This is a genomic window from Streptomyces sp. NPDC001492, assembly GCF_053597275.1.
In genome coordinates, this window is sequence record NZ_JBSFHW010000037.1 from 1 (window position 1) to 25,614 (window position 25,614).

A 25,614-nucleotide genomic window follows, 5' to 3' on the forward strand; every position below is an offset into this window, starting at 1 on the left:
GTGCGGGCCTTCTTCGTGCGCCACCGATCAGCCCGTCCGGCGTTTGAGGACGAGGCCGTTCAGGCCGAAGCGGGGGTCTGGGGGCGGCAGCCCCCAGGGACGGCCACCGCAGCGCCGTGCGCTGTCACACCGGCGACGCCCCGTCACGCTGCACCGGCGCAGCCCCACGCCGTCTTGACGGCGTCACATTCCGTCGGTACCCAGAAGACAGGGCCCGTTCCCCGTTCGGCCCCGTGGAGGTGGCGTATGGCGGCGTCGGTCAGGCACGAGACACGGGCCCTGCTCCGTGCGCATCTGTCGGCCGCTTCCTCGTACGGCCACCTGACCCGCCACTGCCCCATATGCCACCACCTGCTGCGGCTGGCGATGGACTCACCGAGGGCCGGCGAGGTCCCGGACGAGGCCGTCGACGAGGAAAGTGCCGCCGGCGCATGACGTCCGACGCCCCAACGCCCGCCCCGCCATGGGAATCTGGACCGCCTGCCTCCTCTAGCGCACGGACGCAGAAGGCAACAAGGACCGCGGCGTGTGACGGGTGTCACCGCATGAGTTTCTGAAAGCGCGGTACTTACACCCCACCTACAAGTGGTCAATTTTATATGTGCAATTGCACCACTCGGGGACCTCTCCGCGAGACTGTCACAGGGCCCCGGCCGAGCGGGCCCCACGGGCGGTCCGACATCCTTCCCCAGACTCCGACAAGGCCGCTCACAGCGCCCCGGCCCGGGCAGGCCGCGCGCACAAAAAAGATCGCGCTGGACCCGGCGGAGTCCAGCGCGATCAACGACGCACCCTGTTACTTGCTTGGAAAGCTCTGAAGAGCGTGGGCGTGGAGCCTGTTGGGGCAGACCCCGCGTCGCTTGGAGCCAGGGTTCGGGCGCTGCGGCAAGTGGGGGACCTGCCGGTTTGCCCGGTTATGCAGTTGTTCAGGCCTCGCTGCGCTGCTGCGGGATGCCCGCGAGCAGTGCACGGACCTCCGCCTCGCGGTAGCGGCGGTGCCCGCCGAGCGTACGGATCGAAGTGAGCTTTCCGGCCTTCGCCCACCGCGTGACCGTCTTGGGGTCGACGCGGAACATCGTGGCGACCTCAGCCGGGGTCAGCAGCGGCTCGGCATCAGGGGTGCGAGCGGTCATGAGCGGCCTCCTCGGGAGAACCGAACCTTCTCGGTTCTTTCCTCTAAATTCTGCACCTTGACCCGCGTTGCCCGAAATGGTCGACGCGGGTCGAGTCGGTTATAGGACGAACGGCTTGTCCTCGGCACTACAACTACACCATCTGTCCAGCCGCGTCGGCCAAACCGATGGAATTGCCCCTCCAGGTGTTCATCAGCGACGGAAGCCGATGGACCATGCCATAGCGGACAGTCACGTCACTGTGACGATCAGTCACAGGACAATCAGGAGCCACGAGACCCCCCAAAGCGTGCAATGCTGAGATTCCGCCCACAGTGGTACGCACTGGGACGGAGGGAGCCCTCCCCGGACTCCTTGTCCTATTTTGGCACGAGGAGGGGCAAGGGACGCAAGGGCCGCGTAAGTGCGGTCCGTCACGCTTGACACAGCTTGAGATGAACGCCCGGATCGGGACCTACGTCCCATGTTGACGAAACCTCAGGAAACTCAGAGCACACTTCGGTGCGAGGACGAAACCCCAAAACGGGCGATTCGTCAAACGTCAGTTCGTTACCTGAGGTGGTTCTCAGTTGGCCGAGCGCCGGTCCCGGACCGCCCGCCAGCGCTCCACCAGCCGCGCGTACGCCGCCCCCGCGGCCGCCCCGTCGCCCTGCCGCAGCGCCTCGATGCCCTCGGCGACGTCCGCCGCGGAGTGGTCGTCCTCGAGCTCACCGGCCGGCAGCGTGTGCACCAGGCCGCCGTAGTCCAGCTCCACCGTCGAGCGCGGGTGGAACTCCTCCAGCCAGCGCCCCACGTCCACCAGGCCGTCGATCAGCGGCCCCTCGTCGATGCCGTCCTTGAGGGCCCGCAGCGCCCGCGCCACCCGCCGCCGCGCCTGCACCATGGGCGTCTGGTAGCGCAGCATCGGGGGGATCTCGCCGGAGCCCTTGTCGAAGCGCCGCTCCTCGTCCGCCACCAGCACGAACCAGTGCAGCGGGACCTGCCAGGTCGCCGTGCGGATCCACGGGCGGGCGTCCGGGTTGCGGACCAGCCAGCGCTCGTAGTCCTGGGTCGCCTGGCGGCGTACGACCTCCGGGAGCACCGCGTCCAGCACCGGCCTCGGCAGCTCCTCGGGCAGCTCCTGGAGGGCCTGCCAGCCGCGCAGCCGGGTCCGCCAGGGGCACACGCACAGCACCCCGTCGGCCTCCAGCACGAAGGCGTCACCGCTCTCGTGCACCGGCACCGGGATCGGCGGGGTGGGCACCAAGTCGGCCAGGGAGCGGCGCAGTTCGTCCTGGTACGAGGGACGGTCGGCGCGCCGGGCGTAGCGCGCCCAGTGGCTGCGCTCCGGCTCGGGGAAGGCGGCCAGTGGCTCGTACACGCGCAGGTACGTCGCGTACGGGACGATCACCGAGGACACCTTGGGCACGCCTGCTCCCTCCCCCGCCCACCACCGGGAAAACCTGCGGAACCCGCTCACAAACCGGCGGGAAATCTATGCAAATCGTCGCACGGACGTACTCCGCGAGTGGGTGATCCTGAGCACTGCGCGGTGACGGGGGCGTCCAGGCTCTAATCTCATGCCCACAGCACCCGCCACCCGCACGGGAGCTGGTCTCCGACCGCCGCTAGCTACTCAGGAGTCACCACAGTGACCGACGTAACCGGCGCACCTGCTGATGTACTGCACACCCTGTTCCACTCGGACCAGGGCGGACATGAGCAAGTCGTGCTCTGCCAGGACCGCGCCAGCGGCCTCAAGGCCGTCATCGCCATCCACAACACCGCCCTGGGCCCCGCCCTCGGCGGTACCCGCTTCTACCCGTACGCGACCGAGGCGGAGGCCGTCGCCGACGCGCTGAACCTCGCCCGCGGGATGTCGTACAAGAACGCCATGGCCGGTCTCGACCACGGCGGCGGCAAGGCCGTGATCATCGGCGCCCCGGAGAGGGACAAGACCGAGCAGCTGCTGCTCGCCTACGGGCGCATGGTCGCCTCCCTCGGCGGGCGCTACGTGACCGCGTGCGACGTCGGTACGTATGTCGCCGACATGGACGTCGTGGCCCGGGAGTGCCGCTGGACGACCGGACGCTCCCCGGAGAACGGCGGCGCCGGCGACTCCTCCGTCCTCACCGCCTTCGGCGTCTACCAGGGCATGCGGGCCAGCGCCCAGCACCTGTGGGGCGACCCCTCGCTGCGCGGCCGCAAGGTGGGCATCGCGGGCGTCGGCAAGGTCGGCCACCACCTGGTCCGGCACCTGCGCGACGAGGGCGCCGAGGTCGTCGTCACCGATGTGCGGGAGGAGGCCGTGGGGCGGATCCTCGCGGCGCACCCGGAGGGCGTGAGCGCCGTCGCCGACACCGCGACCCTGATCCGCGCCGAGGGCCTGGACATCTACGCCCCCTGCGCGCTCGGCGGTGCCCTGAACGACGACACCGTGCCCGCGCTGACCGCGAGGATCGTCTGCGGCGCCGCCAACAACCAGCTCGCCCACCCGGGCGTCGAGAAGGACCTCGCCGACCGCGGGATCCTCTACGCGCCGGACTACGTGGTGAACGCCGGCGGTGTCATCCAGGTCGCCGACGAGCTGCACGGCTTCGACTTCGACCGGTGCAGGGCAAAGGCGGCGAAGATCTTCGACACCACCCTGGCCATATTCGCACGTGCGAAGACGGACGGGATTCCGCCGGCCGCGGCGGCCGACCGGATCGCCGAGCAGCGGATGCACGAGGCCGCCGCAGGGCGCAGTCTCTGACCTCGGGGAGGTTTGGCCGGTACCCGTCGGCGCACACTTAGAGAGAACTCTCACGTTCGTCGGCGGGTCGCCTGCCGAGAAGTGGTTAAAATCGCGGTTGACCAGCGGGGACGGGGCGCCCCGAGGGTCCTGGACCCGGGCCCGTCCTGCGGGCGACGTACCGTATGGGCGCGGGCTCAGGTACCGTGGAAGCCCTACGGACCGGTCTCTCCGCGGAGAGCCCGTTCTAGATCATGAACGCGTGTCAAGACTCTGGGGCCGTCGAGCCCCGTCACCGAGGGGGTCGAGCCATGGGGCGCGGCCGGGCCAAGGCCAAGCAGACGAAGGTCGCCCGCCAGCTGAAGTACAACAGCGGCGGGACTGACCTGTCGCGTCTGGCCAGTGAGCTGGGCGCTTCGACTTCGAGCCAGCCGCCGAACGGCGAGCCGTTCGAGGACGACGAAGACGAAGACGACCCGTACGCCCAGTACGCGGATCTCTATAACGACGACGATGAGGACGAGGACGACGAGTCCGGTCCCGCGTCGTCGCAACATCGCCGCGGCGCTTGACGCACTAGCTGTGCTTGACCCGGTCCGGGGTGGTCCACACCACCGGACCGGGTTTTGCGCTGTCCCAGCGGGCCTCAGGCGCTGTAGTCGCCAACCAGTTCCGCGCCCGTCGCGTGGTCCCCGCGGTCGGTGATCTCGCCGGCGACCCATGCCTCGACGCCGCGGTCGGCCAGCGTCGCCAGGGCCACGTCAGTGGACTCCTCGGGGACGATGGCGATCATGCCCACGCCCATGTTGAGGGTCTTCTCCAGCTCCAGGCGCTCGACCTGACCCGTCCTGCCGACGAGGTCGAAGACCGGGGCCGGGGTCCAGGTGGAGCGGTCGACGATCGCGTGCAGCTCGTCGGGGATGACCCGGGCGAGGTTCGCGGCGAGGCCGCCACCCGTGACATGGCTGAACGCGTGCACGTCGGTGGTACGGGTCAGGGCCAGGCAGTCCAGCGAGTAGATCTTGGTCGGCTCCAGCAGCTCCTCGCCGAGGGTGCGGCCGAACTCCTCGATCCGCGCGTCGAGCGACAGGCCTGCCTGGTTCAGCAGGACATGCCGGACGAGCGAGTACCCGTTCGAGTGAAGCCCGGAGGCCGCCATGGCGATCACCGTGTCACCCGTACGGATGCGATCCGGGCCCAGCAGCCGGTCGGCCTCCACAGCGCCCGTACCGGCGCCGGCGACGTCGAAGTCGTCCGGGCCGAGCAGGCCGGGGTGTTCGGCCGTCTCGCCGCCCACGAGGGCGCAGCCGGCCAGCACACAGCCCTCCGCGATGCCCTTGACGATCGCGGCCACCCGCTCGGGGTGGACCTTGCCGACGCAGATGTAGTCGGTCATGAACAGCGGCTCGGCGCCGCACACCACGATGTCGTCCATGACCATCGCGACCAGGTCGTGGCCGATGGTGTCGTACACACCCAGCTGGCGGGCGATGTCGACCTTGGTGCCCACACCGTCGGTGGCGGAGGCGAGGAGAGGACGCTCGAAGCGCTTGAGGGCGGAGGCGTCGAAGAGGCCGGCGAAGCCGCCGAGGCCGCCGAGGACCTCGGGGCGCTGCGTCTTCTTCACCCACTCCTTCATCAGCTCGACGGCGCGGTCGCCCGCTTCGATGTCGACGCCCGCGGCTGCGTAGCTGGCACCAGTTGTCTCAGACATGACGGTGAGAACTTTCGTGTCGTACGGCAGACGTATCTAGAAAAAGCACAGCACGGGCTTTACGGGCGGCGGATCGCGTCGGCCGCGGCCGTGGCTGCGGGACCCGCGGCCAGCTCCGTCTCCAGCAGCTGCTTGCCGAGCAGCTCGGGGTCGGGGAGTTCCATCGGGTACTCGCCGTCGAAGCAGGCGCGGCACAGGTTCGGCTTGGCGATGGTGGTCGCCTCGATCATGCCGTCGATGGAGATGTACGCCAGCGAGTCGGCGCCCAGCGAGGTGCCGATCTCGTCGATGGTCATGCCGTTGGCGATGAGCTCGGCGCGGGTGGCGAAGTCGATGCCGAAGAAGCAGGGCCACTTCACGGGCGGGGAGGAGATCCGGATGTGGACCTCGGCGGCCCCGGCCTCGCGGAGCATCCGCACCAGCGCCCGCTGGGTGTTGCCGCGCACGATCGAGTCGTCGACGACGACCAGGCGCTTGCCCTTGATGACTTCCTTCAGCGGGTTCAGCTTCAGGCGGATGCCGAGCTGGCGGATCGTCTGCGAGGGCTGGATGAAGGTCCGGCCGACGTAGGCGTTCTTCACGAGACCCGCGCCGAAGGGGATGCCGGAGGCCTCCGCGTAGCCGATGGCGGCCGGGGTGCCGGACTCCGGGGTCGCTATGACCAGGTCGGCCTCGACCGGGGCCTCCTTCGCCAGCTTGCGGCCCATCTCCACGCGGGAGAGGTAGACGTTCCGGCCGGCGATGTCGGTGTCCGGGCGGGCCAGGTACACGTACTCGAAGACACAGCCCTTGGGCTTCGCTTCCGCGAATCGGGAGGTGCGCAGGCCGTTCTCGTCGATGGCGACGAACTCGCCCGGCTCGATCTCGCGGACGTAGCTCGCGCCGCAGATGTCGAGGGCGGCGGACTCGGAGGCGACCACCCAGCCGCGCTCCAGACGGCCGAGGACCAGCGGGCGGATGCCCTGCGGGTCACGGGCGGCGTACAGGGTGTGCTCGTCCATGAAGACGAGGGAGAAGGCGCCGCGCACCTTCGGGAGGACCGTGTGGGCGGCCTCCTCGATGGTCAGGGGCTTGCCGTCGGCATCCTCCTGGGCGGCGAGCAGCGCCGTCAGCAGGTCGGTGTCGTTGGTGGCCGCCACGCGCGGGGTGCGGCCGCCCTCCTTCTTCGGGAGGTCGGCGACCATCTCGGCGAGCTGCGCCGTGTTGACCAGGTTGCCGTTGTGGCCGAGCGCGATGGAGCCGTGCGCGGTGGCGCGGAACGTCGGCTGGGCGTTCTCCCACACGGAGGCGCCGGTGGTCGAGTAGCGGGCGTGACCGACCGCGATATGACCCTGGAGCGAACCGAGCGAGGTCTCGTCGAAGACCTGGGAGACGAGGCCCATGTCCTTGAAGACGAGGATCTGGGAGCCGTTGCTGACCGCGATTCCCGCGGATTCCTGGCCCCGATGCTGGAGGGCGTAGAGCCCGAAGTAAGTGAGCTTGGCGACCTCTTCACCGGGAGCCCAGACTCCGAAGACGCCGCAGGCGTCCTGGGGGCCCTTCTCACCGGGGAGCAGATCATGATTGAGTCGACCGTCACCACGTGGCACGGCTCCGAGTGTAGGCGAGATCGACCACTGGTCCGAATTGGGGATACCTGCCGCCAATGGATCACTGCTCGGCGACCGCCTTGGCGGTTTCTCCGTTTTCGCTGGTCAGCGTGAGGGTTTGATGATCCAACCCGTAGCTGACGGTGCCGTCGAAGAGGCGCAGGAGGCCCTTCTCCGTATGCATGAGTGAGGTGTCGCACATCATTCGTGTGGTGGACGGGGCGCCAAGGGTGATATGTCCGTCGCGAACCGTGGCGTCCGCGGTGACGTGGTTGCAGCCGAGGCGGCCGGTGACCTTGCCGGACTTCTTGTCGAAGGTGAGGTACGCGGAGGTCTTCTGCCGGCCCGGCAGGCCGGTCGCCGTGCCGTTGGAGTCACCGAGTGCCGTGATCGTCCACTTCGTCCCGTACAGCGGGGCGTCCTTCTCCTCGGTCAGCCGGATGCGGTCGCCGTCGCGGGTGGTGAGCGTCAGCCCGTCGTCCTTGGTCTCGACCGTGAGCGAGTGGTCGGTGAGGGTGGCGGCGAGGGCCCGCTCGAAGGCCATGCGCCGGGGCTCGCAGGCCATTAGGGTCTGGCGGGCGTTCGTCAGTTCGACGCGGTGGTCCGTGAAGGCGGCCTTGGCGCCGAACTCGTTGCAGCCGTAGTTGCCCACGGCGGTTCCGTCCGTGCGGATCCGGAGGTCGGCGGCGGACGGAGCACGCCGGGTGGTGCCGTCCACGGTGACGCTGTCGACCTTCCAGTGGACGCCGGCCACCTCCGACACGACGGAGGTGCCGCCCGTGTCGCTTCCGCACGCCATGACGAGCGGAAGCACGGTCAGGACGGCGAGGGTGAGTCGCTGTTTGTCCATGCCGATGGGACGGGAGGGACGGGAGACCGGTTCCCCCCGTTCACCTCATCAGCGGCAGCAGCCCGCTCAGGTCGGCCCGTTCCCCGCTGGCGCTGACCTGGGCCTCCTGGATGGCGTCCGCCCAGGTCACGCGCCCGGTCGCGAGCCGGATCCAGGTCAGCGGGTCGGTCTCTACGACGTTCGGCGGGGTGCCACGGGTGTGCCGGGGGCCCTCGATGCACTGCACGACGGCGTAGGGCGGGATCCGCACCTCGGTGGAGCCGCCGGGCGCCTTGGCGGCCAGGGCGTCGGCGAGCAGCCGGGTGCAGGCGGCGAGCGCCTGGCGGTCGTACGGCACCTCGAGTCCCGGTACGGCGGCGTTCAGGTCGTCGGTGTGGACGACGAGTTCGACGGTACGGGTGACGACGTAGTCGGCGAGGGGCACGGCGCCGAAGTTGGTCTCCAGAAGACGGCTGCCGGGGTGCTCGTCGAGCAGCCTGCCGAGGCTCTGCTCGATGTCCGCGAGATGGGCGCCGAGGTCGGTGTGCCGCTCGGCGAGGTGCCGGGTGAACTCGTCGATGGCCGAGGAGTTGGCGGCGGTGGCGAAGACCCAGTCGAGCAGCACGGCGTCCTGCTTGGCGGGCTCCGGCTTGTCGAGCGACCGCTGGACGGCCGTCACCGCCATCCCGATGTGCGCCACCAGCTCCCGCACGGTCCACTCACCGAGGCGGGTGGGGAGCGCGAACTGCTCGGGGGGCAGCTTCTGTACGGCCTCCCGTACGTTCCCGAGCTGGGCGAGGACCGCGGCGCGGACCTTGGCCGGGTCGTAGGTGCGGGGGCGCTTCTTGGCCGGAGGCATGGCGGCGAGCCTATGCCTTCACGGCGTAGCCGCTCAGCCCCTTTTCGACCAGGTCGAACGCCTGCCGGGCGCGCTCCGCGGCATCGGCGGCGACCTCGTCGGCGGTCTCGCCGCGCGCGATGCGGGCGTGATGCTCCTCGATGAGGGCGTTGCGGGCGGCGCTGAGCATGGCGGCGGCGACGGTGGCGAGCATGAGGTCGCCGGTCTCCTCGGCGAGCAGCGCGGCCAGGTCGCGGGTGCCCCTCTGGGCGGCGAGGAAGGCGCGCTCCATCAGGACCGGGGTGCCGAGGACGAGTTGGCGCAGCTGCCGGGCGAACGGTTCGGGGTGCAGCCCGACCGAGGGGTCACGGGCCTCGGCCATCTCCAGGAACTGCCGGCGCACGGCCTCCACGGCGGACTCGCCGGCCCGGCGCTCGCGGACCGCGCGGGCCGCGTCGCCGAAGTGCTCCTCCATGGGCAGGAAGACGAGGTCCTCCTTGGAGCCGAAGTAGTTGAAGACGGTCATCTTGGAGACCTCGGCCGCGTCGGCGATCTCCTGGACCGAGACGGCGTCGAACCCGCGCTCGATGAAGAGCTCGACGGCCACCTGCCAGATCCGCCGCGCGGTCTGCGCCTTCTTGCGCTCCCGCAGCCCCATCACTTCAGCCATGACCTCACTGTACCAAGCCGAATTTTAAGCTGAGATGAAACATTGACTCAGTACACAAAAGGGCCCATGGTGGTGTCATGACCGAGATCCGGCGCAAAGTCGCCTTCGTCGTCTGCCTGCTGACGATCGTCCTGGCCCTGCTGGACATGCAGATCGTGTCCGCCGCGACCGTCCCGATCGTCCGGGACCTCGACCCCGGCCACGGCATCGACAAGATCCCGTGGCTGGTCAGTGCCTACGCGCTCGCGTCGGCGGCGATGCTGCCGCTGTACGGCAAGCTGTGCGACGTCGTCGGCCCGAAACGCGTGTTCACCGGCGCGATCGCCACCTTCCTGCTCGGCTCCGCGCTGTGCGGCGCCGCCCAGTCGATGGCGCAGCTGATCGCGGCCCGGGCAGTGCAGGGACTGGGTGGCGGTGGCCTGATGAGCGTGACGATGGTGGTCATCGCCCACCTCAAAGGCCCGGAGGAGAAGAGTGCCGACAAGGGCACCAACCTGGGTGGCCTCATCGCCGGCGGGGCCATGGCGGTCGGCCCCTGGATCGGCGGCCTGCTGGCCGATCACGCCGACTGGCGCTGGATCTTCTACGTCAACCTGCCCGTCGGTGTCGCCGCCCTGGCCGGCGCCGCTCTCGCCCTGAAACTCCCCGAGCACCACGTGCGCCGCCCGGTCGACTACGCGGGCGCCGCGCTCGCGGCCGCTTTCTCCAGTGCGCTGCTGCTGGTGACGGACTGGGGCGGGAAGCGGTACGCGTGGACGTCTCCGGTGATCACCGGGATCGTCCTGACGGGAGTCGCGGCGCTCGCCCTCTTCCTCTGGCGGCAGCTCCGCGCCCCCGAACCGGTTCTCCCTCTGTCTCTGTTCAAGATCCGCGAGGTGCGGCTGGGCTTCGCCGTACAGGCCATCATGGGCGGGGCGATGATGTGCGCGATCTACTACGTCCTGATCTACCTGCAGGTCGCCCGCGGCATCACCAGTTCCTCCGCGGGCCTGTACCTGGTCCCGATGGCCGCCGGCCTGGCGACGGTCGGCCTGCTCACCGGCCCGCTCACCGCACGCGGCTGGACGGCCCGCACCTTCACCCTCACCGGCACGGCCACCAGCGCCGTCGCCTTCGCCCTCCTCGCCACGACGACCGCCCCGCACACCTCACTCTGGCTGATCCGCGGCGAACTCTTCCTGGCCGGGGCCGGCTTCGGCCAACTGGTCGGCCAGCTGATCCTCCTGGTCCAGAACGCCGCCCCACACCACCAGCTGGGCGTCGCCACCACCGGCATCCGCTTCTTCCAGACCCTCGGCAACGCCCTGGGCACCGCCCTCTTCGGCACCGTCCTGGCCCGCCTGTACACCGCCCACGGCCCCGGCGGCGACGTCAGCGCGCTGGCCCGGCTCACCGGGGCCGCTCACAAGGACGGAGTGCAGGCCTTCACCGACGCGACGCAGACGGTCTTCTGGGGCGGGGCGGCGCTGATGACGCTGGCCGCCGTACTGGCGCTACGGCTGCCGACGTCCCCGCCGGCCGAGGGCGACACCCCGGAGACCGCGCTGGAGCACCAGCCCGCTGGGGCCTGACCGTTCACGGGCCATCATCCGTGCGAGTGATCACCGGCGAAGGCCGCCCCCGCTCGCATACCGCGAAGTTCGGCGAGAAGGTGCTGCTTCCCGACCCGATCGGCATCGAACTCGACACGGAGATCCTCAAGAACTACGTCCGCTGAACGCCCGACCAGCCGAGAAGGCCCCGCCCGGATGATCCGGGCGGGGCCTTCACCGTCGTAGCACTGCCTACGCGAGCAGCGCCGGGATCGTCCCCTCGTGGGCCTCGCGCAGCTCCTCCAGGGGCAGTGCGAACTCGCCCTGGAGCTCGATCGAGTCACCGTCGATGACACCGATGCGCGTGACGGGCAGACCCCGCGCCCCGCACATGTCGTTGAAGCGGACCTCCTCGGAGCGCGGCACGGCGACGACCGCGCGCCCCGCCGACTCGGAGAAGAGGAAGGTGAAGGCGTCGAGCCCGTCCGGTACGACCAGGCGCGCGCCCTTGCCGCCGAGCAGCGCCGACTCGACCACGGCCTGGATGAGGCCGCCGTCGGACAGGTCGTGCGCGGAGTCGATCATGCCGTCCCGGGAGGCGGAGATCAGGATCTCGGCGAGGAGGCGCTCGCGCTCCAGGTCGACCTTCGGGGGCAGACCGCCGAGGTGGTCGTGGATCACCTGCGACCAGGCCGAACCGCCGAACTCCTCACGGGTGTCGCCGAGGAGGTACAGCAGCTGCCCCTCCTCCTGGAAGGCGACCGGCGTGCGGCGGGCCACGTCGTCGATGACGCCGAGGACCGCGACCACGGGCGTCGGGTGGATGGCCGCCTCGCCCGTCTGGTTGTAGAGCGAGACGTTGCCGCCGGTCACCGGGGTGCCGAGCTGCTGACAGGCGTCGGCGAGACCGCGGATGGCCTCCGCGAACTGCCACATGACGGCCGGGTCCTCGGGCGAGCCGAAGTTCAGGCAGTCGGAGACCGCGAGGGGCTTGGCACCGGTCGTGGCGACATTGCGGTACGCCTCCGAGAGGGCCAGCTGCGCGCCCGCGTACGGGTCCAGCTTGGCGTACCGGCCGTTGCCGTCCGTGGCGATCGCGACACCGAGGCCGGACTCCTCGTCGATGCGGATCATGCCCGAGTCCTCGGGCTGGGCCAGCACCGTGTTGCCCTGTACGAAGTGGTCGTACTGCGAGGTGATCCACTTCTTGGAGGCCTGGTTGGGGGAGCTCACCAGCTGGAGGACCTGCTGCTTGAGCTCCTCGCTCGAAGCGGGCCGCGGCAGCTTGTTCGCGTCGTCGGCCTGCAGCTCGTCCTGCCAGGACGGGCGGGCGTACGGCCGCTCGTAGACCGGACCGTCGTGCGCGACCGTCCGCGGGTCCACGTCGACGATCTTGCCGCCGTGCCAGTAGATCTCCAGGCGGTCGCCGTCGGTCACCTCACCGATGACCGTGGCGATGACGTCCCACTTGTCGCAGATCTCCAGGAACCGGTCGACCTTCTCCGGCTCGACGACCGCGCACATGCGTTCCTGCGACTCGCTCATGAGGATTTCCTCGGGCGAGAGCGTGGAGTCGCGCAGGGGTACGTCGTCCAGGGTCACGCGCATGCCGCCGGAGCCGTTGGAGGCCAGCTCGGACGTGGCGCAGGACAGGCCCGCCGCACCCAGGTCCTGGATGCCGACGACCAGCTTCTCCTTGAACGCCTCCAGGGTGCACTCGATGAGGAGCTTCTCCTGGAAGGGGTCGCCGACCTGCACGGCCGGGCGCTTGGACGGCTTGGCGTCGTCGAAGGTCTCGGAGGCCAGGATGGACGCGCCGCCGATGCCGTCGCCGCCGGTCCGGGCCCCGTACAGGATGACCTTGTTGCCCGCGCCGGACGCCTTCGCGAGGTGGATGTCCTCGTGCCGCATCACGCCGATGGCACCGGCGTTGACCAGCGGGTTGCCCTGGTAGCAGGCGTCGAAGACGACCTCGCCGCCGATGTTCGGCAGGCCCAGGCAGTTGCCGTAGCCGCCGATGCCGGCGACGACACCGGGGAGCACCCGCTTGGTGTCGGGGTGATCAGCGGCGCCGAAGCGCAGCGGGTCGACGACCGCGACCGGCCGCGCGCCCATGGCGATGATGTCGCGGACGATGCCGCCGACGCCGGTGGCCGCGCCCTGGTAGGGCTCGACGTAGGAGGGGTGGTTGTGCGACTCGACCTTGAAGGTGACCGCGTAGCCCTGGCCGACGTCGACCACGCCCGCGTTCTCACCGATGCCGACGAGAAGGGCGTCCGACTGGGGGGCCTTCTCGCCGAACTGGCGCAGGTGCACCTTGCTGCTCTTGTACGAGCAGTGCTCGGACCACATGACGGAGTACATGGCGAGCTCGGCACCGGTGGGCCGACGGCCGAGGATCTCGACCACGCGCTCGTACTCGTCCTTCTTCAGGCCGAGTTCGGCCCAGGGCAGCTCGACGTCGGGGGTCGCGGCCGCGTGCTCGACCGTGTCCAGAGGCGTCCGGCTCATGCGTTGACCAGCTTCTTGAGGATCGAGGTGAAGAAGGGGAGGCCGTCGGTGCGGCCAGAGCCGATGAGGGGCTCGACGGCGTGCTCCGGGTGCGGCATGAGGCCTACGACGTTGCCGGCCTCGTTGGTGATGCCGGCGATGTCACGGAGGGAACCGTTGGGGTTGCCGCGCTCATGAGCGACTCCGTCGCGGGCCAGGTAGCGGAAGACGACCCGTCCCTCGGCCTCCAGCTTGTCCAGCGTGTACTCGTCCGCGACGTACCGGCCGTCCATGTTCTTGAGCGGGATGTGGATCTCCTGGCCGGCGGTGTAGTCGCTGGTCCAGGACGTCTCCGCGTTCTCCACCCGCAGCTTCTGGTCGCGGCAGATGAAGTGCAGGTGGTCGTTGCCGAGCATGCCGCCCGGGAGGAGGTGGGCCTCGGTGAGGATCTGGAAGCCGTTGCAGATACCGAGGACCGGAAGGCCTGCCTTCGCCTGCTCGATGACCGTCTCCATCACCGGCGAGAAGCGGGAGATGGCGCCGGCCCGCAGATAGTCGCCGTAGGAGAAACCGCCCGGAAGGACGACCGCGTCCACCTGGTGGAGGTCCTTGTCCTTGTGCCAGAGGGCGACCGGTTCGGCGCCCGCGAGGCGGATCGCGCGCTGGGTGTCCCGGTCGTCGAGGCTGCCCGGGAAAGTGACGACGCCAATACGAGCGGTCACTTCGCGGCCTCCGCGACTTCCTCCACCTTGACGGTGAAGTCCTCGATCACGGTGTTGGCGAGGAAGGATTCCGCAAGATCGTGGATGCGGGCGAGGGCGGCCTCGTCGACCGGCCCGTCAACTTCCAGTTCGAATCGCTTTCCCTGACGTACGTCGGAGATGCCGTCGAAACCCAGACGCGGCAGTGCGCGCTGCACCGCCTGGCCCTGGGGGTCGAGGATCTCCGGCTTGAGCATGACGTCGACTACGACGCGTGCCACGTGCACTCCCGGTGGTGTGGTGCGGAGCAGGTTCCTGCAGTGGTTTCAGACTACCTGCACAAAATTTCTACGCGCGTCGACTTGTAGGAATCTACGTGACGGCTGTCACGATCAGGTGCGGCGGCCCGCCCCTCCAGGAAATTTCCGGGAAAGATCCCGGATCGACATCCGAAACCTATTGCGCTCGGACACGCGGGAGGATTTAGTCGGGCTTCACATTGCATTGTCGGGCACTGTACAAATGAATTGTCAGCGTGCCGCACGAAGGGACCGATATTCGTGGCGCAGAAGGTCGTGGTCACTCTCTCTGACGACATCGACGGCTCGGAAGCGGCGGAAACGATCGCCTTCGGACTCGACGGCAAGTCGTACGAGATCGACCTGAATCAAGCCAATGCCAAGAAACTGCGTAAGGCGCTCGCGCCGTACGTGGAGGCCGGCCGCAAGCGGTCGAAGTCGGGCCGGACCTACCGGCAGACGGAGGTCGCCCCCGACCCGGCCGCCGTCCGTGCCTGGGCCCAGGCCAACAAGATGGACGTGCCGGCCCGCGGCCGGATCCCCAAGAAGGTCTACGAGGCGTTCAGCGCGGCGCAGTAGCCGCCGCCCGACGACCGGTCACCGGCCCCTCGGGAGAACCGACTTGCGCTGCACCCCTCCTGGTCAGCTAGAGTCTGGAGCACGCCGAGGGGCAAGGCCGAAGGGCCCGGCTCACGGAGTACATGCGGGTGTAGTTCAGTAGCAGAACATCCCCCTTCCAGGGGGAAGGCGCAGTGTGCAATTCCTGTCACCCGCTCTGCACCGCCGGTCCGGACCACTCTTGTGGATCAGGTAGGCTGGTGCTCGCGCCGATCGGTGGGAGCCGGTCGGAGGCAATGCGGACGTAGCTCAGTTGGTAGAGCGCAACCTTGCCAAGGTTGAGGTCGCGAGTTCGAGCCTCGTCGTCCGCTCTGATGGAAGGCCCCAGTCTTATGACTGGGGCCTTCGTCGTGTTCAGAACCTCTCCCTCCGCCCCTTCCCTCCGTCCTCTGACATTTGTCATGCCGAGTGATGACAGCGCGCACTGCTGCCCGGCCCCGGTCGCCGGGACGCTGAAGTCATGGACACGAACGAACACGGACACGTGATTGAGGTCACTGACCTGCGGCGTGTGTACGGGGGCGGGTTTGAGGCGGTGCGCGGAATCTCCTTCTCCGTGGGCCGCGGCGAGATCTTCGCGCTGCTCGGCACCAACGGCGCGGGCAAGACGTCCACGGTCGAACTGCTGGAGGGGCTCACCCGGCCGGCCGGGGGCCGGGTGCGGGTGCTCGGCCACGATCCCTACGAGGAGCGGGCCGTCGTACGGCCGAGGGTCGGAGTGATGCTGCAGGAGGGCGGGTTCCCGTCCGAGCTGACCGTCGCGGAGACCACGCGGATGTGGGCGGGGTGTGTGAGCGGAGCGCGGCCGGAGGACGAGGTGCTGGCGCTCGTCGGGCTCGGGAAACGGGCCGGCGTACGGGTCAAGCAGCTGTCCGGGGGTGAACGGCGGCGTCTGGACCTGGCGCTCGCGCTGCTCGGCCGGCCCGAGGTGCTGTTCCTGGACGAGCCCACGACCGGGCTCGACCCCGAAGGGCGCCTCGACACCTGGGAGTTGGTGCGGGCACTGCGCGAAGGCGGCACCACCGTGCTGCTGACCACGCACTATCTGGAGGAGGCGGAGGGGCTCGCCGACCGGATAGCGATCCTGCACGAGGGGCGCGTCGCGGCGACCGGGACGCCGGCCGAGGTGACCGCCGCGCAGCCCTCACGGATCTCCTTCCGGCTGCCCGACGGCTACTTCCTCGGGGACCTGCCGCCGCTCGGCGAGCTGGGGATCTGCGGGCACGAGGTGGACGGGAACCTCGTACGGCTGCGGACGCGGGAGTTGCAGCGGGCGGCCACCGGGCTGCTGGTGTGGGCCGAGGCGGCGCGGGTGGAGCTGCGGGGGCTGGATGTCCGGTCGGCCTCGCTGGAGGAGGCGTTCCTGGGGATCGCGCGGGACAGGGCGGTGGCGGCGTGAGTGCTGTGGTCCTCGGCCCGGTCGGGCGACGGTTGCGGGCGCTGGCGCGGGCGGAGCTGACTCTGCTCGGGCGCAACCGGAGTGCCGTGGTCACGGCGCTGCTGATGCCGCTCGCGCTGCCGTTCAGTGTGCGGCCCGCGGTCGACCAGATGAATCTCAAGGCAGAGGGGCTGACCGTCGGCACGGTGATGCTGACCGCCGCGATCGGCTTCTCCTTCCTGTTCGCCGTGTACACCTCCCTGGTGAGTGCCTACGTCGCCCGCCGCGAGGAGCTCGTCCTCAAGCGGCTGCGCACCGGCGAACTCGGCGACGCGGAGATCCTGGGCGGCACCGCCCTCCCCGTCGTCTGCCTCGGCTTCGCCCAGGCCGTCCTGTTCTGCGTCGGCTGCGCGGTGCTGCTCGACGCGGGGGCACCCCGGGCGCCGTATCTCACGATCCTCGGGCTGCTGTCGGGCCTGGTGCTGTGCGCCGCACTCGCCGCGCTCACCGCCTCCTTCACCAGGACCACGGAGAGCGCCCAGATCACGGCGGCGCCGCTGGTGTTCGTGTCCATGTTCGGCTCGGGCATCATGATCCCCACGGAACTCCTGCCGCACCGGCTGGCCTCCGTCTGCGAACTGCTTCCGCTCTCCCCCGCGATCCGGCTGGTCCGGGGCGGCTGGACCGGGCACCTGAGTGCCTACGAGGTGCTGGGGGCGGTGGCGACCGCTCTGGCCTGGACCGTGGTGGCGGTGTTTGCTGTACGGCGGTGGTTCCGCTGGGAACCTCGACGCTGACGGACGGGGGAGCAGTGGTGTTCGGGCTGATACGGGGGTGGCAGCGGCGGCACTGGCGGGAGCGGAGCAAGGCCGAGCGGGTCGAGCTGCAGACTCTGGTGACCGCGTACATCACCACCTGGGTCTTCTCCCTGTCCTGGCTGGCACTGCCGCTGGTGGGCGGGCTTGAGCGGCGGTCCGCCCCGGCGGTCGTCGCGGGACTGCTCCTGCTGGTGAGCGCCCTGCAGTGCGTGGAGGCCAACCGGCTCACCCGGAGCGTGCTCGACCACTACCTGGGCCGCGCCGAACTACCGGCCCGCGCCCTGCGCCCCGCCGCCGTCCTGATGGGCCTCGCGCTGGCCCTGACCTGGGCCCTCGCCGCGCTGGGCGGAGCCGACGCGGTGACGATCAGGCTGGTCATCGGTGCCGCGCTGATGCCCTTCGGGCTGCTGTACGGGCTGGTCGTGTCCATGCGGGTGTTCCTGCGCCGGTCCGCCGTGCTCGCCGTAGTGCTCATGGCCGCCTTCGCCTGGGCCTATCCGGATCCCGCCGGAATCGTCACGATCGGCGTACTGACCGGTTTCGGGGTGGCCGTCTCCCTGCTCGCCAGCCGCTGCGGTGCCTGGACCCTGTCCGTGCTGTGGGAGGCGGAACGGGCCCGGGAGGTCGAGGCCCGCCTCGCCGTCGCCGAGGAACGGCTGCGGTTCGGGCGGGACCTGCACGACGTGATGGGGCGGAATCTCGCCGTGATCGCCCTGAAGAGCGAGCTGGCCGTGCAGCTGGCGCGGCGCGGGCGGCCCGAGGCGGTGGAGCAGATGATCGAGGTGCAGCGGATCGCGCAGGAGTCCCAGCGGGAGGTGCGGGATGTCGTACGGGGATACCGGGAGGCCGATCTCGGGGTCGAACTCGCCGGTGCGCAGGGCGTGTTGAGCGCGGCCGGGATCCACTGCGAGGTGAGCGGGGAGGCCGGCGGGCTGGAGGTCGGGGTCCAGTCGGTCCTCGGGTGGGTCGTGCGGGAGGCGACGACCAACGTGCTGCGTCACGGGGACGCGGCGCGCTGTGACATAGCGCTGAAGACCGTCGGAGGATGTGTGGTGCTGACCGTGGAGAACGACGGCGCCTCGGATCCTGCCGGTGGCGGCGGGTCCGGACTGGCCGGGCTGCGGGAGCGGCTGTCCGCCGTGGGCGGGACGCTGCACGCGGGCCGGGTCGGGGCGGCTGCGTTCCGGGTGACGGCCGAGGTGCCCCTGAGCGTGAAAGAGCTCACGGCATGACCGCCGTCGTACGGCTTCTGCTCGCCGACGACGAGCATCTGATCCGGGGCGCGCTCGCCGCGCTGCTCGCCCTGGAGGACGACCTCGTGGTCGTGGCCGAGGCCGCGTCCGGTCCTGAGGCGCTGGCGATGGCACGGGCGCACGAGCCCGATGTGGCCGTGGTCGATCTTCAGATGCCGGGCGCCGACGGTGTGAAGGTCGCCACATCCCTGCGGGCCGAACTGCCCGGCTGCCAGGTGCTCATCGTCACCAGCCACGGGCGGCCGGGGCATCTGAAGCGGGCGCTTGCGGCGGGTGTGCGCGGCTTCGTTCCGAAGACGGTGAGCGCCCGGCGACTCGCGGAGATCATCCGCACCGTGCACGCCGGGAACCGTTACGTCGACCCCGAGTTGGCCGCCGATGCGATCGCCTCCGGGGACTCGCCGCTGACCGTGCGGGAGGCCGAGGTGCTGGAACTCGCCGCCGACGGGGCGCCCGTCGCGGAGATCGCCGAGCGGGCCGCGCTGTCGCAGGGGACCGTACGGAACTACCTGTCGTCGGCCGTTTCCAAGCTGGGAGCCGACAACCGGCATGCGGCGGTGCGGCTCGCGCGGGAGCGGGGTTGGGTATAGTTGGCTCCGCGCCACGGCGCACTGCGGACGTAGCTCAGTTGGTAGAGCGCAACCTTGCCAAGGTTGAGGTCGCGAGTTCGAGCCTCGTCGTCCGCTCCGGTTCGAAAGGCCCCCGGTTCCCGCCGGGGGCCTTTCGCGTGGCTACGCCCAGCTGGTACCCGTCAGGCGCTCGTACGCCTCGATGTACTTCGCCCGGGTCGCGTCCACGACCTGCTGCGGCAGCGGCGGCGGGGGCTGCTCGCTCTTGCGGTCCCAGCCGGACTCCGGCGAGGTCAGCCAGTCCCGGACGAACTGCTTGTCGTACGACGGCTGCGCATGGCCCGGCTCCCACTGGTCGGCCGGCCAGAAGCGGGAGGAGTCCGGAGTGAGGATCTCGTCCGCGAGGACCAGCGTCTCGCCGTCGAAGCCGAACTCGAACTTGGTGTCCGCGAGGATGATGCCGCGGTCGCGGGCGATGTCCCGGCCCCGGCCGTAGACGGCGAGGGTGGCCTGGCGCAGTCGGGCGGCGGTGTCCGCGCCGACCTGGCGGGCGACCTCCTCGTAGGAGACGTTCTCGTCGTGCTCGCCGACCTCGGCCTTGGTGGCGGGGGTGAAGATCGGGGCGGGGAGTTCGCTGCCGTCGACCAGGCCCTCGGGGAGGGCGAGGCCGCAGACCGTGCGGGACTCGTTGTACTCGAGCAGGCCCGAGCCGGTGAGATAGCCGCGGGCGACGGCCTCCACCGGGACCATCTGCAGCGACTTGCAGACGAGGGTGCGGCCGGCCCAGTCGGCGGGGGCGTCGGCGGGCAGATCGGTGCCGATCACGTGGTTGGGGATCAGATCGGCGATCTGGTCGAACCACCACAGGGACAGCTGGGTGAGGACGCGGCCCTTGTCGGGGATCTCGGTCGGCAGCACCCAGTCGAAGGCGGAGATGCGGTCGCTGGCGACCATCACGAGGTCGCCGGCCTCGTTCTGGTACAGCTCGCGCACCTTGCCGGTGTGGAGGTGAACCAGGCCCGGAACCTGGATCGGCTCGGGCTTTTCTACGAATCCGGACACGGTTCCTCCCCGTGGTTCTGTCCAATGGGGTCGATTCTCCCGTATGCCGGGGGTCGCCCCTGGAGTGGGGTGGGTTCGAAAGGGGCGGTGACGTGGGCTTACGTGAGTTCAGTCACGTTTGCAGATGCGGTCCAGGAGGTTGGCCGTGGCGCGCTGGACGCGTGTGTCGACGTGGCCCGGACGGTCCAGGGCCGGGGACCAGGCGAAGGTCCCGGACGCGAACACCAGGGCGCCGGAGGGGGCTCGGTAGAGGGAGGTCTCCTGGTGGCGGAGAGCTCCCTCGGAGTCGGTGTACGGGGAGTGGGCGAGCAGGATGCGCTCCTCGTGCTCGGGGAGCGCGGTGCGCGGGAAGTAGCGGTCCGCCTCGCCCGCGACCAGGCCTTCGATCCGGTCGCCCTCGTGGGCGCCGGTCGCCTCCCACAGCCAGTGGTCGGCGTTGCGGACGATCAGGGGGTGGGGGTCGGGGACCCGGCCCGCGTACTGGATGCCGACCAGTTGCTGCTCGGGGCGGTCGATCTCGCGCCAGAGGACCGGCCGGCCGGGGCCTTTGCGCTTGCGGCAGGTCAGCAGGCGGTCGGGGACGCCGGACGGGGACGGGCCCAACTCGACCTGCCAGTACATGGTGTTGGCGGAGAGGAAGACGAGGGACGTGCCGTGCTCGCGGGCGAGTTCGACGGTGCGGCGCATGCTGGCCGACCAGTACTCGTCGTGTCCCGGGAAGACCAGGCCGCGGTAGCGGGTGGGGTCCACCTGGCCCGCGTGCAGGTCGCGGGCGTCGGCGTAGGCGAGGTCGTAGCCGTAGCGCTCGGCCCAGCGGATGAAGTCGTAGGCATGGCCGACGTGCAGGGGGAGGCCGGCTCCGGCGTACGGGCGGTCGAAGGAGACCGTGGTCGCCGCGTCGGACTCGCCCAGCAGACGGCCCTGTTCGTCCCAGGCGTGGTAGAGGCTCGCGCCCGTGCGGCCGTCCTCCGGGTAGAGGTTGTACGCCTGCCACGTGACGTCGGGCAGCAGCAGGAGCAGGTCCGCGGGGTGCTTGTCGCGGACCGTGAAGGGGATGTGGGAGCGGTAGCCGTCGACGGTGGTGAGTACGGCGACATAGGCGCCGATGCTCCAGTAGCTCGGGATCTGCAGGCGCCAGGAGAGCCACCAGTGGTGGCAGGAGACCGTGCGGTCCGCGGTGAGCGGCGGGGGCTGGACGATGCCGGAGAGGCGGGGGCTGGTGGTGATCTTGGCCGCGCCGTCGCCGCCGTAGTGGCCGATGCGGTAGATGTCGACGCTGAACTCCTGGGGCGGGTCGACCGTGATGTGGAAGTCGACGGCCTCACCGGGGGCGACGGCGCCGGTGGAGATGAAGCCCTTGATCTGGCGGTGGACGTCGTCCGCGGAGCGGGGGCCACCGGCGGCTCGGGGTGCCGGGACGCGCGGGGTGTCCGGGGAGCCGTCCGACGACTGCGGGGGGCCGTCCACGTACCAGGGGACCACCTGGCCGGTGTCGTCGAAGTACGTCTCGCTGCCGCGGAGCCACGGCACCGGGCCCTGGCCGAAGGGGTCGGTCACGGCATGCGCCAGCGCCCCGGATTCCCAGCGGCGGATCTGCTCCTGCCCCATGGTCGCTCCCCTCCCTCGATTCCCCGCGGTCGCGTGGTGTGCCTGTCGCATGGTGTGGCGTGCCTGGCTTGTGGCCCTGGCGTGCCCGGCTTGTGCCGCAAGCCCTTGCCATGTGCTCGATCGGTCCCAGCACATCACATTGCGCACCCATGTGGTCACTATTCGTTGCGAATTGGCCGAAAGTGGAATGCGGGGTTCCGGAACGGGTGACCGTCACACAAGCCGGACGGGCTTCTCGGGGCGTATGCCGGATTCGAGAAGCCAGGCCCGCAGGGGGGCCGGGTCGCCGTCCTCGACGAGGCTGAGGACGCGGGGGGTCAGATCCGTGGCCCGTTCGCCCTTGATGAGGAGGGACGGGCCGTCGAGCCAGTCGAGGCCGGGGGTGGCGCCCGCGGTGTCCATGGCGGCGCAGCAGACCATCGCGGTGACGTGGTCCGCGAGCAACTCGCGGGCTGTTCTCGCGGGTTGGAGCGGGAAGAGCGGGAGCGTGGCTTCGTCCCAGAAGGCGGCGTCGGGGGCGGTTCGCTCCGCGGGGGTGGCGGCTGCGGCTTCCTCGCGGGCGAGCTCGGCGGTGAGGCCTGCGGCGAGGGTGGCTGTGCGTTCGTTTTCCGGCGGCTCGGCCTCGGCTTCGCCTTCGGCCTGGATGTCCCCGCCCGCACCGCCTGTGCTGCTTTCGTCGTCGGGCGCGGTTGGCCCCTGCGGAGCTTCCTCGCCGTCGGCGACCGCGGCTTCGGGGTCCGGGGCCGGTGGGGTCGACAAGTGGTGGAGGATTCTGGAGAGGGTGGGGCCGTCGGGGGGCGGGGTGGTGGGGTCGGGGGTATGGCTCACGCCCAGGGTGTCGAGGACCCGGTGGAGGCGGGCCGCGTCGGTGCGCCATTTGCGGTCCACGACCTCCTCCGGATATTCGTCCCAGTCGACCGGCGCCCAGTCCGGGCCGGGCTCGGCGGGACCGCCGTGGAAGAGGCGGGCGGCGAGGAGTGAGGCCGCCCCGTCCACCGTGCCCGGCTCTTCCAGCAGGTCGCAGGCGGGGCGCTCGCCCAGACGGGAGGCGAAGCCCTCGGCCAGGCGGTCACGGCGGGAGAGTTCGGTGAGGGCCGCCACCACTCCCGCGTCCAGGCGGGACGGCCAGCGGCCCATCCGCCAGGCGGGCAGCGCGACCCGGGTCAGCAGGCGGTCCCAGCCCGCGTAGGCCAGGCCGACCTGTTCCTGGGCGACGATCCTGAGGCCGTAATCCACAGCCTGTGCACGCTCGGAGGCCGCGGCCGCCACGCCTCGCTCCATCTGCGCCGCATGCTCCCGGCAGCTGCGCAGCAGCACGCGGGCCACCCAGCCGATGCTCGCGCACACCCCGCGGGTCAGGGGACAGCGGCCGGGGGTCGAGCCGACGGCCACCGCCGCGTCCAGGCCCCGTACGAAGCGGCGGGCCGCCGCTATGTCCGGGTGGGCGGAAGGTCCCGTACCGGCGACGACCGGAGCGAGGACCGCGCGCAGTTCGCCGACGCGCATCCACCACAGGAAGGGGGAACCGATGACGAGGACCGGCGCGGCGGCCGTGCGCCGGTGGGCGCCGCGCATACCCGCTATCTCGTCCCGGTCCGCCGCGGGGGGCGGGCCGTGCGCCGGGTGGGTGCGGTCCTCCAGCCAGCTGTCGCAGTCCGGGGTGAGCGCTATCGCCGAGGGCGCGGGGACGTCGAGCCGGTCGGCGAGGTCGCGCACCATCCGGTACAGGTCCGGGGCGGACTCCTCGGCGATCGGGACCGTCGGGCTGACGGCCGGGCGGGCGCGGGCGACGACCAGGGCGATGGCACCCGCGGCGAGCAGGACGAGGACGGCGAGGGGGGTCATGGTCCAGCGGGCGGCGTGCCAGAAGGGGCCCACCAGGTGGTCGGTGGAACCGCCGGCCAGCAGGATCACGGCGACCGCCGCGGGCAGCACCGCCACGGCCAGCGCCCTGCTGCGGATGCGCAGCACGGCGAGGGCCCTGGCGCGCGCTGCCTGCGCGCCCGCTTCCACACCCATACCGGTCCCGGTCACGGCCGGTCCTCACCCCCTCCCAAGCTGTCCTGGCTGCGCGGCTGTCCTGGCGTTGCTCACTCCCCCACTGTGGCACCCGCCACTGACATCGCAATGCCGGTGGGCCAAGTGCCGGACCGCTTGCGCCGCACCCTAGTTGGGGCCTCGGCCCACGTCAGCCGGATGGGGCATCGGTCACTCGATGGAATGGCCTTGGGGAAAGGTGGATGACGGAAAGCGAAGATCAGGCCCCTGCTCCCGAACCGATCCCGAGCCCGGTCCCGACTCTGTCCCGAACCGGAGACGGAACCCTTCGGGCCCCGGATCCTTAGACGGATCCGGGGCCCGAAGGGTTGGCCGGCGGGTGTGGGCGACATGGTGGGTCAGGCGTTCTGCGCCGCCTTCGCCGCGATGTCCGTGCGGTGCTGGGAGCCGTCGAGGCGGATACGGGAGACGGCCCGGTACGCGCGCTCGCGCGCCTCGGTGAGGTCCTTGCCGGTCGCCGTGACGGACAGGACGCGGCCGCCGGCGCTGACCACCGCGTCGCCCTCGTGTCTGGTCCCGGCGTGCAGGACGTACGCGTGCGGGGCGTCCTGGGCGGCCACCTCGTCGAGGCCGGTGATCGGGTCGCCGGTGCGGGGGGTGCCGGGGTAGTTGTGCGAGGCGACGACCACGGTGACCGCGGCGGCCTCGCTCCAGCGCAGGGGCGGCAGGTCCTGGAGGGTGCCGTTCGCCGCGGCGAGCAGGACGCCGGCCAGCGGGGTCTTCAGGCGGGCCAGCACCACCTGGGTCTCGGGGTCGCCGAAGCGGGCGTTGAACTCGATGACCCGGACGCCGCGCGAGGTGATCGCGAGACCGGCGTACAGGAGGCCGGAGAAGGGGATGCCGCGACGGCGCATCTCGTCGACGGTCGGCTGCAGGACGGTCTGCAGGATCTCCTCGACCAGCTTCGGGTCGGCCCACGGCAGCGGCGAGTACGCACCCATGCCGCCGGTGTTGGGGCCCTCGTCGCCGTCGAGCGCGCGCTTGAAGTCCTGGGCGGGCTGGAGGGGGACGACCGTCTCGCCGTCGGTGATGGCGAAGAGGGAGACCTCGGGGCCGTCGAGGAACTCCTCGATGACGACGCGCTCGCAGGAGTTGGCGTGCGCCCTCGCCGCCTCGAGGTCGCCGGTGACGACCACGCCCTTGCCGGCGGCCAGGCCGTCGTCCTTGACGACGTAGGGGGCGCCGAAGGCGTCGAGTGCCTCGTCGACCTCTTCCGGGGTCGTGCAGACGTACGAGCGTGCGGTGGGCACCCCCGCACCCGCCATGACGTCCTTCGCGAAGGCCTTGGAGCCCTCCAGCTGCGCGGCCTCCCGGGAGGGGCCGAAGACCGGGATGCCCGCCTCGCGCACGGCGTCGGCGACCCCGGCGACGAGGGGTGCCTCCGGGCCCACGACCACGAGGTCGGCGCCGAGTTCCGTGGCCAGCGCGGAGACGGCCTTGCCGTCCAGGGCGTCGACCTGGTGCAGCTCGGCGACCTCGGCGATGCCGGCGTTGCCGGGGGCGCAGTGCAGCGCGGTGACGTCGGGGTCGAGGGACAGGGAACGGCACAGGGCGTGTTCGCGGGCGCCGCTGCCGATGACGAGGACCTTCACGGGGGTCAGCCTAACGGGGGTTTTGTGCGGGGTGCCGAGCGGGAGAGGAGCGGTGAGCTGTACGTTCCTCCAAACCGCGCCGGATGGTGGGGTTGCCGGCCCTGGGGGCTGCTGCCCCCGGACCCCCGCTTTTCGGCCTGAACGGCCCCG

Annotated in this window: 23 protein-coding genes and 3 tRNA genes; 12 read left to right on the plus strand and 14 right to left on the minus strand. The window is 70.6% G+C overall.

What is annotated here, in order from left to right; all coding sequences use genetic code 11:
- The first annotated feature begins 246 nt into the window (after positions 1-246).
- Positions 247-435, plus strand: a complete 189-nt coding sequence (locus ACWC1K_RS36025) for a DUF6274 family protein (RefSeq protein WP_450837132.1) — start codon at positions 247-249, stop codon at positions 433-435.
- 491 nt (positions 436-926) lie between these two features.
- Here ACWC1K_RS36025 and bldC read toward each other — a convergent pair whose 3' ends face one another.
- Positions 927-1,133, minus strand: coding sequence for a developmental transcriptional regulator BldC (gene bldC / locus ACWC1K_RS36030; protein WP_003949541.1), 207 nt, complete (start codon positions 1,131-1,133; stop codon positions 927-929).
- A 565-nt stretch (positions 1,134-1,698) separates the two neighbouring features.
- The gene (locus ACWC1K_RS36035; RefSeq protein ID WP_450837133.1) at positions 1,699-2,541 is read right to left on the minus strand and encodes a hypothetical protein; all 843 of its coding nucleotides are present in this window, start codon (positions 2,539-2,541) and stop codon (positions 1,699-1,701) included.
- Positions 2,542-2,763: 222 nt separating this feature from the next.
- Between ACWC1K_RS36035 and ACWC1K_RS36040 the strand changes: the two genes are divergently transcribed.
- Both ACWC1K_RS36040 and ACWC1K_RS36045 read left to right on the plus strand, forming a co-directional pair.
- Positions 2,764-3,867, plus strand: coding sequence for a Leu/Phe/Val dehydrogenase (locus ACWC1K_RS36040; RefSeq protein ID WP_450837134.1), 1,104 nt, complete (start codon positions 2,764-2,766; stop codon positions 3,865-3,867).
- A 290-nt stretch (positions 3,868-4,157) separates the two neighbouring features.
- Positions 4,158-4,418, plus strand: a complete 261-nt coding sequence (locus tag ACWC1K_RS36045) for a DUF3073 domain-containing protein (RefSeq protein ID WP_351477387.1) — start codon at positions 4,158-4,160, stop codon at positions 4,416-4,418.
- A gap of 74 nt (positions 4,419-4,492) precedes the next feature.
- On the opposite strand, the gene purM is transcribed toward ACWC1K_RS36045, so the two are convergent.
- The 5 genes from purM to ACWC1K_RS36070 all read right to left on the minus strand — a co-directional run bounded on the left by purM (position 4,493) and on the right by ACWC1K_RS36070 (position 9,486).
- Complete coding sequence (gene purM, locus ACWC1K_RS36050) at positions 4,493-5,560, minus strand: phosphoribosylformylglycinamidine cyclo-ligase (protein ID WP_450837135.1); 1,068 nt, start codon at positions 5,558-5,560, stop codon at positions 4,493-4,495.
- Positions 5,561-5,619: 59 nt separating this feature from the next.
- Complete coding sequence (gene purF / locus ACWC1K_RS36055) at positions 5,620-7,149, minus strand: amidophosphoribosyltransferase (RefSeq protein WP_123966093.1); 1,530 nt, start codon at positions 7,147-7,149, stop codon at positions 5,620-5,622.
- A 61-nt stretch (positions 7,150-7,210) separates the two neighbouring features.
- The gene (locus ACWC1K_RS36060) at positions 7,211-7,999 is read right to left on the minus strand and encodes an META domain-containing protein (protein ID WP_450837136.1); all 789 of its coding nucleotides are present in this window, start codon (positions 7,997-7,999) and stop codon (positions 7,211-7,213) included.
- A 40-nt stretch (positions 8,000-8,039) separates the two neighbouring features.
- Positions 8,040-8,837, minus strand: coding sequence for a sterol carrier family protein (locus ACWC1K_RS36065; RefSeq protein ID WP_450837137.1), 798 nt, complete (start codon positions 8,835-8,837; stop codon positions 8,040-8,042).
- Between the two features lie 10 nt (positions 8,838-8,847).
- Positions 8,848-9,486, minus strand: a complete 639-nt coding sequence (locus ACWC1K_RS36070) for a TetR/AcrR family transcriptional regulator (protein WP_450837138.1) — start codon at positions 9,484-9,486, stop codon at positions 8,848-8,850.
- 77 nt (positions 9,487-9,563) lie between these two features.
- On the opposite strand from ACWC1K_RS36070, the gene ACWC1K_RS36075 reads away from it, so the two are divergent.
- Positions 9,564-11,057: an MFS transporter gene (locus ACWC1K_RS36075; RefSeq protein WP_450837139.1), complete on the plus strand. Its 1,494-nt coding sequence runs from the start codon at positions 9,564-9,566 to the stop codon at positions 11,055-11,057.
- A gap of 213 nt (positions 11,058-11,270) precedes the next feature.
- Here the strand turns inward: ACWC1K_RS36075 and purL are convergent, their stop codons facing one another.
- Genes purL through purS form a run of 3 tightly spaced genes read right to left on the minus strand, consistent with a single transcriptional unit; the run spans position 11,271 to position 14,490 of the window.
- Positions 11,271-13,529: a phosphoribosylformylglycinamidine synthase subunit PurL gene (gene purL, locus ACWC1K_RS36080; RefSeq protein WP_450837140.1), complete on the minus strand. Its 2,259-nt coding sequence runs from the start codon at positions 13,527-13,529 to the stop codon at positions 11,271-11,273.
- Entirely contained in the window at positions 13,526-14,230 is a 705-nt protein-coding gene (gene purQ / locus ACWC1K_RS36085; protein ID WP_450837141.1) for a phosphoribosylformylglycinamidine synthase subunit PurQ, read from the minus strand. Before purQ ends, purL begins: the two co-directional genes overlap by 4 nt.
- A complete protein-coding gene (gene purS, locus ACWC1K_RS36090) occupies positions 14,227-14,490 on the minus strand; it encodes a phosphoribosylformylglycinamidine synthase subunit PurS (protein ID WP_007383088.1) in 264 nt (87 codons plus the stop codon). The genes purQ and purS overlap by 4 nt, the downstream gene beginning before the upstream one ends.
- Positions 14,491-14,769: 279 nt before the next feature.
- Here purS and ACWC1K_RS36095 point away from each other — a divergent pair, with 279 nt between their 5' ends.
- From ACWC1K_RS36095 to ACWC1K_RS36130, 8 genes are all read left to right on the plus strand, one after another.
- Positions 14,770-15,087 carry a histone-like nucleoid-structuring protein Lsr2 gene (locus tag ACWC1K_RS36095; RefSeq protein WP_232653356.1) on the plus strand — a complete coding sequence of 106 codons (318 nt, stop codon included), beginning with the start codon at positions 14,770-14,772 and terminating at the stop codon, positions 15,085-15,087.
- Between the two features lie 124 nt (positions 15,088-15,211).
- Positions 15,212-15,283 (plus strand) — tRNA-Gly (locus ACWC1K_RS36100).
- Positions 15,284-15,364: 81 nt separating this feature from the next.
- A tRNA-Gly gene (locus tag ACWC1K_RS36105) sits at positions 15,365-15,437 on the plus strand.
- A gap of 149 nt (positions 15,438-15,586) precedes the next feature.
- Positions 15,587-16,525 carry an ABC transporter ATP-binding protein gene (locus tag ACWC1K_RS36110; RefSeq protein ID WP_450837142.1) on the plus strand — a complete coding sequence of 313 codons (939 nt, stop codon included), beginning with the start codon at positions 15,587-15,589 and terminating at the stop codon, positions 16,523-16,525.
- Positions 16,522-17,301 (plus strand): ABC transporter permease, encoded by a 780-nt coding sequence (locus ACWC1K_RS36115; protein ID WP_450837143.1) that lies wholly within the window; start codon positions 16,522-16,524, stop codon positions 17,299-17,301. Before ACWC1K_RS36110 ends, ACWC1K_RS36115 begins: the two co-directional genes overlap by 4 nt.
- Positions 17,283-18,554: a sensor histidine kinase gene (locus ACWC1K_RS36120; RefSeq protein ID WP_450837217.1), complete on the plus strand. Its 1,272-nt coding sequence runs from the start codon at positions 17,283-17,285 to the stop codon at positions 18,552-18,554. The genes ACWC1K_RS36115 and ACWC1K_RS36120 overlap by 19 nt, the downstream gene beginning before the upstream one ends.
- Positions 18,551-19,165, plus strand: a complete 615-nt coding sequence (locus ACWC1K_RS36125) for a response regulator (RefSeq protein WP_450837144.1) — start codon at positions 18,551-18,553, stop codon at positions 19,163-19,165. The genes ACWC1K_RS36120 and ACWC1K_RS36125 overlap by 4 nt, the downstream gene beginning before the upstream one ends.
- A gap of 23 nt (positions 19,166-19,188) precedes the next feature.
- Positions 19,189-19,261: transfer RNA gene (locus tag ACWC1K_RS36130), tRNA-Gly, on the plus strand.
- A 45-nt stretch (positions 19,262-19,306) separates the two neighbouring features.
- Here ACWC1K_RS36130 and ACWC1K_RS36135 read toward each other — a convergent pair.
- The 4 genes from ACWC1K_RS36135 to purD all read right to left on the minus strand — a co-directional run bounded on the left by ACWC1K_RS36135 (position 19,307) and on the right by purD (position 25,464).
- Complete coding sequence (locus tag ACWC1K_RS36135) at positions 19,307-20,206, minus strand: phosphoribosylaminoimidazolesuccinocarboxamide synthase (protein ID WP_450837145.1); 900 nt, start codon at positions 20,204-20,206, stop codon at positions 19,307-19,309.
- A gap of 108 nt (positions 20,207-20,314) precedes the next feature.
- Positions 20,315-21,814, minus strand: coding sequence for a N,N-dimethylformamidase beta subunit family domain-containing protein (locus ACWC1K_RS36140; RefSeq protein WP_450837146.1), 1,500 nt, complete (start codon positions 21,812-21,814; stop codon positions 20,315-20,317).
- A 213-nt stretch (positions 21,815-22,027) separates the two neighbouring features.
- Positions 22,028-23,833, minus strand: a complete 1,806-nt coding sequence (locus ACWC1K_RS36145) for a hypothetical protein (protein ID WP_450837218.1) — start codon at positions 23,831-23,833, stop codon at positions 22,028-22,030.
- 377 nt (positions 23,834-24,210) lie between these two features.
- Entirely contained in the window at positions 24,211-25,464 is a 1,254-nt protein-coding gene (gene purD / locus ACWC1K_RS36150) for a phosphoribosylamine--glycine ligase (protein WP_450837147.1), read from the minus strand.
- Positions 25,465-25,614: the final 150 nt, after the last annotated feature.